Below are 8,176 nucleotides of genomic sequence, written 5' to 3' on the forward strand. Positions count from 1 at the left end.
GCTTTAATATTAATCATTATTTCTGTTATGAGCTTTTCGGTAATGCTTATTCTGGGATTTGCCTTGAATTTGAGCAGCCAGAAGATATTTGACTCCCAGATGAAGGGACACCATTATCTGTATGATACCCATTTTCGTGAGCCTGTCCCCTTCCCAGGAATAGAGGGGGAAGAAGAGCCAGAAAGCCTGCCCTATCTGACTGCCGACGGTGTGATAGAGAAAGATGGGGAAAAGGTAAGTCAGACCGTAGTTGGCATAGAAGTTGGGAAAGCTTTGTTTGAATTAGTTGATTTGGAGGAAAAACCGCTGACCATTCCCGGGGAAAATGAAGTCGTGATTGGTACAGCCTTAAATGAGCTGTATGGGTTACAGGCAGGGGACAGGATTGTTCTGTCCCTGGGTAATGAGGACTATGATGCAGTTATATCGGGCATAGCTTATAATGCGGCATTAAATTCGGTCTATATTTCTAAGCAGGAGCTGGCACAGCGGCTGGCGCTTCCTTCGGATTACTGCAGCGGCATATGGAGCATGAAGGATCTGCATCTGGGAGGTGAAGTAACCACAAAAGAGCAGAGAATAGATAAACTGGAACGGGACGCTGTTTCCAATAAGAGCAGTGCGGTAATCAATGAGGTGCTGGGCTGTGTAGTTGGATGCATCCTTTTGTTTCTCGCGCTTTATATGAATTTTCAAGACAGCATCCGGGATATCCTGATTCTTCATCTGTTGGGTTATAAGGTAAAAGAGATTCGGAAAATGCTGATCAATATCTACGGTCCCATGATGCGGCTTTTCTTTTTTCTGACCCTGATTCCGGCAATTGAGTTAGTTCGTTCTATCCTTCGTACTCTCTCTCTACAGATCGGGGATTACATTCCTTTTCAGACCAATGGATTCATTCTGGCGGGAATATTTGTGTTTCTGAATTTAGTCTATATGCTGGTACAGGTCAGTTTCCATGGGGGAGTCAAAAGGATTATAAGAAATGAAGATGTGGCTTCTTATACCGATTCCTAATAATCTTCCAGCAGAAAATGCGGTGTATCAAGGGTCGGTAAGAAGTGTATCAGCACCTCCTTACAATCTGCCGCGTTGCCGTCAAACAGTATAGATAAGATTCATAACAAAATGCTGCCCCGCCGGTTTTTAATCGACAGAGCAGCATTCTTATGTGAAATGATATTGCATATCCTCCCAGCATGGGTCCCAATTAACTGCAGTTGTGTATTGAAATTCTTTTACGGGGTAGATCCTTTGGCAGTGGGCGTTCAGTTGGCGGGGAAGGATTCACAAGCGTTATGGGATTTTTACTCTTTGCTCTTTTCTAACCCTTGGTTTTGCAGATGATAATTATATTTTTCCATAGATTTTCCGTCTAATATCTCTGCAATCAAATCCTCTCGGCTTTCAAATTGATTTAGCCATGGCAGGGCTGCATTTTGAAAATAGGATCGAATTTCATGAGCGAACTGCTCAAGGCTGCGATCATCATTTACAGGCCACCATCTTTCTTCTCCATAGTATTCATGAGATGGCCGCATTTTGATTTGACAGTCGGATTCATAAAAATTTCTATTCTGGATTATCATATCTTTTTCAAAATACAACCCTATATTTACGGTCAAACTACAATTTTTATTATGGTTGTATCTGTATTTCTGAAAATTCACAATTTTGCACAAGCCATTTTCCTGATATAGCCTGAAGTTTTGTCCATTTTGTCTGAATCCCAGCGGTTTGAAATATTCTTCGAAGATATTTCTGATTAATACTTTTATTTTTTGATTTAAATCATGATAGGCGATCGGATCATCTTTGCTGTCCATAAAGCCGGCAGATTTTGAAATATGAATGTGACTCCCTCCCTTTCTAATGATGATTTCACTTTCATCTGGCTGTGAAGAACTCAGAACATAAAAAAATGCTCTGCGGTATGTAGAAAAAAGGTTCTAAAACAGCGCATATTTTGTATTATACAATAGAATTTTGGATTTTTGTTGAAAATTGTATTAAATAGTAGATTTTTTGACATGATCAATTTGTTCCTTCTTTGGGGGTAGAAGCATATTTTAAAAAAGGAGGAAATGCAGATGGTCACAATAAGTATATGTATGATTGTTAAAAATAAGGAATCTGTTCTGGAAAGGTGCTTATCTACAGTAAGAGGAATTGCGGATGAACTTATCATCGTAGATACTGGTTCAACGGATGGAACAAAAGAGATTGCAAGGAAATTTACGGAGCAGGTGTATGATTTTGTATGGTGCGATGATTTTTCAAAAGCCAGAAATTATTCTTTTTCAAAAGCTTCATGCGATTATTGTATGTGGCTGGATGCAGATGATGTACTGTTACCGGAGGATCAGCAAAACCTCCTGGAGTTGAAGAAAAACCTGAATCCAAGTGTTTCTGTTGTGATGATGAAATATAATACTGCTTTTGATGAGGATGGCAATCCCATCTTCACCTATTACAGAGAAAGGCTGCTGCGCCGTTGCGATTCCTTTCAATGGAAGGGAGCTATTCATGAGGCTATATCTCCATCAGGATTGATTGAATATAGTGACATCGCAGTTTCACACAGAAAGCTAAAAGTAGCAGACCCTATGAGAAATCTGAGGATTTTTCAAAATATGGTTAATAATGGCGTAGCTTTAGTACCTAGGGAACAATTTTACTATGCGAGAGAGCTCTACTACCATGGAAAATATGAAGAGTCTTATAGACAATTTAAGGATTTTTTAGATGGAAAGCAAGGGTGGATTGAAAATAATATTTCGGCTTGCCAGTTTATGGGATATTGTGACTATAGATTGGAACGACCGGAAGAAGCGTTGTCTTGTTATTTCAGAAGTTTTGAATATGATGAGCCAAGGGCGGAAGTGTGCTGCGATATTGGCAAACATTTTCTGGATTTGAAGCAATACCAGCTGGCGGTTTACTGGTATAAGCTGGCGCTGACTTGTAAGAGGGTTGATGATAAAGGAACATTTGTGCAAACAGATTGTTATGATTTTATTCCGTTCATTCAGCTGTGTGTGTGCTTTTATGCACTTGGCGATTTTGAAAAGGCGGTGATGTATAATGAGTCTGCAGGAAAGGTGAGACCTAATCATCCCTCTTACTTAAGCAACAAGGAGTTTTTTGCAAAATAAAATTTGTATCAGAGTGGAGGAAGAACAAAATGTCGAATGATTATAGGTGCAATTATGGCTGCCACGATAATGATGGCAGCAATGAACAGCCTAACGAAATGGAGGCATGTGATACGATCAGGTTGACCTGTAAGCCTCACTGCTGCGGATCCAGCGGGATTACAGGACCGACAGGTCCTACAGGCCCAACGGGGGCAACCGGAGCTACGGGAGCCACGGGTGCGACAGGAGCACCAGGAGTTGCAGGCCCAACTGGAGCCACGGGAGCAACCGGAAATACCGGAGCTAATGGAGCAACAGGCCCAACCGGAGTGACGGGTCCAACGGGAGCAAATGGAGCCACCGGTCCGACGGGTGCTATGGGAGCCACGGGAGCAGCTGGGGCAGCAGGTCCAACGGGAGCCACGGGAGCAACCGGAAATACCGGAGCAAATGGAGTGACAGGTCCAACGGGAGCCACGGGAGCAGCTGGAGCAAATGGAGCCACCGGTCCTACAGGAGCGACAGGAGCCACAGGAGCAGCAGGCGTAGCCGGCCCCACGGGAGCCACGGGAGCAACCGGAGTAACGGGAACAGCTGGAGCAACAGGCCCAACCGGAGCAGCGGGTGCAGCTGGTGCAACAGGTCCAACAGGAGCCACGGGAGCAGCAGGAGCGGCTGGAGCAACAGGCCCCACAGGAGCCACAGGAGCAGCAGGAACGGCTGGTGCAACAGGCCCAACCGGAGCCACGGGAGCGGCTGGTGCAACAGGTCCAACGGGAGCAGCGGGAGCGGCTGGTGCAACAGGCCCAACCGGAGCGGCAGGAGCAGCAGGAGCCACCGGTCCTACGGGAGCTACCGGTGCAACCGGAGTGACGGGAGCAGCAGGAGTTGCAGGTCCGACTGGAGCGACAGGAGCCACAGGAGCAGCTGGGACAACAGGTCCTACAGGTCCGACGGGAGCGGCAGGAGCAGCAGGAGCAACCGGCCCCACGGGAGCTACGGGAAATACGGGAGCGGATGGAGAAGCAGGACCTACGGGAGCTACGGGAGCTACGGGGAATACCGGAGCGGATGGAGCAACCGGCCCCACGGGAGCCACGGGTAACACCGGAGCTGACGGACCAGCAGGTCCAACAGGAGCCACGGGTAACACCGGAGCTAACGGAGTTGCAGGACCTACGGGAGCAACCGGAGCCACGGGAAATACGGGAGCGGATGGAGCAACCGGCCCAACAGGTCCTACTGGAGCTACGGGAGCAACAGGTCCAACAGGAGCAACCGGCCCCACGGGAGCAGCTGGGGCAGTTGGAGCAACAGGAGCAACAGGAGCCACAGGTGCAGCCGGTTTAAATGGAAATGGTGCTATCATACCATTTTCATCAGGTATACCGATTACGATGACTACTATTGCAGGCGGACTGGTAGGTATTCCAAGTCTGATCGGATTTGGATCGTCTGCACCATCTGTAGGAGTATTAGGAGCAACGATTGATTTAACAAATGCAGCAGGCACATTGACCAATTTTGCATTTTCTGTTCCCAGAGCTGGAACAATCACTGCATTAAGTGCATTTTTCAGTACCACACTGGCACTTACTCTGGTTGGTACCACAGTTACCATCCAGGCACAGATGTACCAGTCAACTACACCGAATAATATCTTTTCTCCAATACCGGGAGCAATCGTGACTCTGGCACCGGCGTTAACCGGACTTGTAGCGATTGGTAATATCAGCAATGGTATTACAACCGGATTGAATATAGCGGTGACTGCCCAGACGCGTTTACTGCTTGTATTTTCCGCTTCAGCTTCCGGAGTAACGTTAGTGAATTCAGTGGTGGGTTATGCGAGTGCAGGTTTGTCAATTGTATAAATATAAGATTGAAGTACGGATAGATTTATGGTGAAAGAAAAAATAAGAACTTTAGATTACCACTAAATACCAGGATTAGATAGACCTTGTTATGAGGAGAAATCAGGGGGAACACACGAAAAATGTGTATCCCCTGATTTTATATATAAGGGAACCCATCTTAAAATTCAATGACGTTACAATTAAAATGCGACTATTTTTGAAAAAAATCTTTTGACTCCGTTCTAATGCCACATTCAGCGCCGCCAATGCACCGCCGCTTGTACCAATTAAGTTTACTCTGCCGTAATGATTGTGTGTGATCAGCTCTATCACCTGCATAGCCTGGTCATACCAGAAGTCGCAGGGAAACTGCGCTAACCGGTCTGAATTCCCATGTCCCAGAAAATCAATCAGAATCACTTTAAAATTTTTATTGTACAGATCTGTGATTCCGGTAAACATTTTGGAAGATACGCTGTTGCCATGCAGCAAAATCAATGGAAAACCAGAGCCTGTTTCTTCATAGTAAATATTTTTATCTCCATATCTAAAATATGCCATTGTTTTACCCCCTTTTCTATTGTTATTTAATTTTATCAATTTAAAGAAAATATTAAAACCTCATGTTCTTTCTTAAAACAAAAATGTGCCGCAATAGAATCACGGCACATTTCCATTTAATGATTAACTTAAATATCCACCTGTTTGAGTATTCTCTGAATGCTTTTCACGGTTAAAAAATATTTCCCGGATAACGACGGAACATCGATCCCGTTTTTGTAATCCTGGCAGATTTGGGTGTTCCTGGCAGCCAGAATTTGTCTGGTATCCGTGTTTTCACCCCACTGCTTTTTATTGGACTGTTTTTTCGGTATATAAATCACTTTTCCATCAAAATATTTCTGTATTTCTTCGATTAGCTCTTTTGGTAGTATATCAATACAATTTTGATAGCTCATTTTGCACCTCCTAAATTAGAATTCGTTAGGATTAGAGCGTATTTGAAAAAAGATTCCCCTCTACTGGCAGAAAGCTATTTCAAACAGACTCTGCAAAGGCTATAATTACTCACGTATATGTGATAAACACTGTCTGTTACGTGCAATAGCCTTTGCTATGCACACATTCTCATTCCCATAAACGGCTCCTTTCTTCCTTACCCTTTTGATTTATTAAAAACTCCGTGGGTGCATAAAATGTATAGCGTTTAAAAACGGTAGCAAAATAACTGCTGGTGTTAAACCCAAGCCCCATGGCCGTTTCTGTGATGGATTTCCCTTCCAGCAGCATGGACTTGGCAAGTTCGATTTTCTGCTGGTTAATAAAGTTTCTGGGAGATATGCCCACCTGTTTTTTGAATTTTTGTTTGTATTGTGAGGTGGAGAGCAGACATTGTGCTGCAAGCTCATCCAGAGAAAGCTCCCATGTTAGGTGATCCATAATATAGTTTAAAGACTTTCCGATATCCGGAGTCAGCTGAAATTTTGTTTTCTTTGAGGCAAGTATAAGAATATGCAAAAACAGGTTGATGAAACTTGCCACCACATAGGGATTAGATTCGCTTCTTGCAAAATGAAAAGCTTGAATCAGGTACTCAGACTCCTTGGCACTTATTTTGACAACATGGGCGGCAATTCCATTAAGGCCGGCAATCAGCATTTCGGCTGCTGCGGTCTCCAAAAATAAAAATCGTGACGGATCATTTGTTACCAACTGAAACCAGTATACTTCCCCCAGAGACAGAGGAACTTCGTCCGTGCTGTGAATCTCATTGGGGGTGGTTATAAATACATCGCCCCCGGAAATTTTGTAGTTGGAGGCGGTGCTGGAAAAGGAAAGTGCGCCTTTTGTGCACATGGTTATCTCAAATGCGTTTTCATGGTAATGCCAGTTAAGTGGAGGGATGGCATTTCTTAAAGTGTGTTTGGCTAGGATTCGAAGCCCGGGTACCTGAAGCTGTTCCTCTGCCAAAACAGTGCGTACATCTGACTTGAAATATTCATCTATCCAGTTCGTAGGTTCCCCCATGGATCTTCTCCTTTACCATCTTTAATTTTGTACAGTGTATGTAACTGATTGCATTATTTTTTTAATAATCATATAATGAATATTGTAAAAAGTCAATAATGTAATCAAAAAATAGAATGATAAATTATGCATGTTGTATAGATTATAATAATATGCAAAATAGTATGAATCGAAAGATACGAGTAAACCTGTACCGGAAAAGATATGGGTCCGATTCAAAAACAGAGAGGAGAAATAGATGAAATTTCAACCAAATTATCAATATGTTGTTCAGGCTGCCAGGAATCAGGAGGCGGCAAGGCTGCCCTTATATGAACACAACGTTTCCTATAAAAAAATAGGGGAAATCATGGGAAAAGATATGGAAAGCCTTTATAACGGGGATGACAGGGAATTAGAAGAATTTTTCACCACATACTGCGGATTTTTTAAAGACCATGGGTATGATGTAGTTACATTTGAAGAGTGTATTGGCAGAGTGATGCCCGGAAGCGGTGCCCTTGGCGACAGCCGGGTAGATCCGGTTATAAAAGACAGGGACGATTTTGACCACTATCCCTGGGATGAGATACCGGAATATTACTTTGAGAAAAACAGCAGGTATTTTCAGGCATTGAGAAAATGTATGCCGGATGGAATGAAGGCTATTGGAGGCGTGGGTAACGGGATCTTTGAATGTGTCCAGGAAGTGACCGGCTTTCAGGAGCTGTGCTATATAGCGGCTGATGATGAAGAACTGTATCAGGATCTGTTCCGTAAAGTAGGAGAGACCAATTATAAGATCTGGAAGCGCTTTATGAAAGAATTTGGGGATATATATTGTGTGCTGCGATTTGGAGATGATCTGGGGTATAAGAGCAATACCTTATTATCCGCAGAGGATATTAGAACTTTAATTCTGCCCCGCTATAAGCCCATTGTGGATCTGGTGCATGCATACGATAAGCCATTTTTATTACACTCCTGCGGAAGCATTTTTTCAGTTATGGAAGATTTAATTGATAAAATCGGAATCGATGCAAAGCATTCAAACGAAGACCAGATTGCCCTGTTCCCGGAATGGGTGAAGCGTTACGGAAGCAGAATAGGGAATTTCGGAGGATTTGATGTGGATATGATCTGTCATGCTTCCAGGGAAGAGATGAGAGAATA

8 protein-coding genes are annotated in these 8,176 nt (G+C 43.7%); 4 read left to right on the forward strand and 4 right to left on the reverse strand.

The window, feature by feature from the left end; genetic code table 11:
• Nucleotides 1-1,020 (forward strand): hypothetical protein (locus ACH2DQ_RS01025; protein ID WP_395025154.1); only part of this gene is annotated, 1,020 nt, incomplete at its 5' end.
• Between the two features lie 290 nt (nt 1,021-1,310).
• Here the strand turns inward: ACH2DQ_RS01025 and ACH2DQ_RS01030 are convergent.
• Entirely contained in the window at nt 1,311-1,829 is a 519-nt protein-coding gene (locus ACH2DQ_RS01030) for a DUF4304 domain-containing protein (protein ID WP_394911861.1), read from the reverse strand.
• Nucleotides 1,830-2,093: 264 nt separating this feature from the next.
• Between ACH2DQ_RS01030 and ACH2DQ_RS01035 the strand changes: the two genes are divergently transcribed.
• Both ACH2DQ_RS01035 and ACH2DQ_RS01040 read left to right on the forward strand, forming a co-directional pair.
• Nucleotides 2,094-3,158, forward strand: coding sequence for a glycosyltransferase (locus ACH2DQ_RS01035; protein WP_395025156.1), 1,065 nt, complete (start codon nt 2,094-2,096; stop codon nt 3,156-3,158).
• 29 nt (nt 3,159-3,187) lie between these two features.
• Nucleotides 3,188-5,014: an exosporium glycoprotein BclB-related protein gene (locus ACH2DQ_RS01040; protein ID WP_395025158.1), complete on the forward strand. Its 1,827-nt coding sequence runs from the start codon at nt 3,188-3,190 to the stop codon at nt 5,012-5,014.
• A 102-nt stretch (nt 5,015-5,116) separates the two neighbouring features.
• On the opposite strand, the gene ACH2DQ_RS01045 is transcribed toward ACH2DQ_RS01040, so the two are convergent.
• The 3 genes from ACH2DQ_RS01045 to ACH2DQ_RS01055 form a co-directional block, all read right to left on the reverse strand.
• Complete coding sequence (locus ACH2DQ_RS01045; RefSeq protein WP_394911858.1) at nt 5,117-5,557, reverse strand: alpha/beta fold hydrolase; 441 nt, start codon at nt 5,555-5,557, stop codon at nt 5,117-5,119.
• A gap of 128 nt (nt 5,558-5,685) precedes the next feature.
• Nucleotides 5,686-5,955, reverse strand: coding sequence for a CD3324 family protein (locus tag ACH2DQ_RS01050; protein ID WP_394911857.1), 270 nt, complete (start codon nt 5,953-5,955; stop codon nt 5,686-5,688).
• 169 nt (nt 5,956-6,124) lie between these two features.
• Nucleotides 6,125-7,024, reverse strand: coding sequence for an AraC family transcriptional regulator (locus ACH2DQ_RS01055; protein ID WP_394911856.1), 900 nt, complete (start codon nt 7,022-7,024; stop codon nt 6,125-6,127).
• A 238-nt stretch (nt 7,025-7,262) separates the two neighbouring features.
• Between ACH2DQ_RS01055 and ACH2DQ_RS01060 the strand changes: the two genes are divergently transcribed.
• Nucleotides 7,263-8,176: uroporphyrinogen decarboxylase family protein (locus ACH2DQ_RS01060; RefSeq protein WP_395025161.1), on the forward strand; the 914-nt coding region annotated here is incomplete at its 3' end.

The sequence above is a fragment of the Robinsoniella sp. genome (genome assembly GCF_034124845.1).

Excerpts from the sequence above, each read along its gene's own strand:
- ACH2DQ_RS01050 (WP_394911857.1), bottom strand. The coding sequence starts at position 5,955 with ATGAGCTATCAAAATTGTATTGATATACTACCAAAAGAGCTAATCGAA.
- ACH2DQ_RS01030 (WP_394911861.1), bottom strand. The coding sequence starts at position 1,829 with ATGGACAGCAAAGATGATCCGATCGCCTATCATGATTTAAATCAAAAA.
- ACH2DQ_RS01040 (WP_395025158.1), top strand. The coding sequence starts at position 3,188 with ATGTCGAATGATTATAGGTGCAATTATGGCTGCCACGATAATGATGGC.
- ACH2DQ_RS01045 (WP_394911858.1), bottom strand. The coding sequence starts at position 5,557 with ATGGCATATTTTAGATATGGAGATAAAAATATTTACTATGAAGAAACA.
- ACH2DQ_RS01055 (WP_394911856.1), bottom strand. The coding sequence starts at position 7,024 with ATGGGGGAACCTACGAACTGGATAGATGAATATTTCAAGTCAGATGTA.
- ACH2DQ_RS01035 (WP_395025156.1), top strand. The coding sequence starts at position 2,094 with ATGGTCACAATAAGTATATGTATGATTGTTAAAAATAAGGAATCTGTT.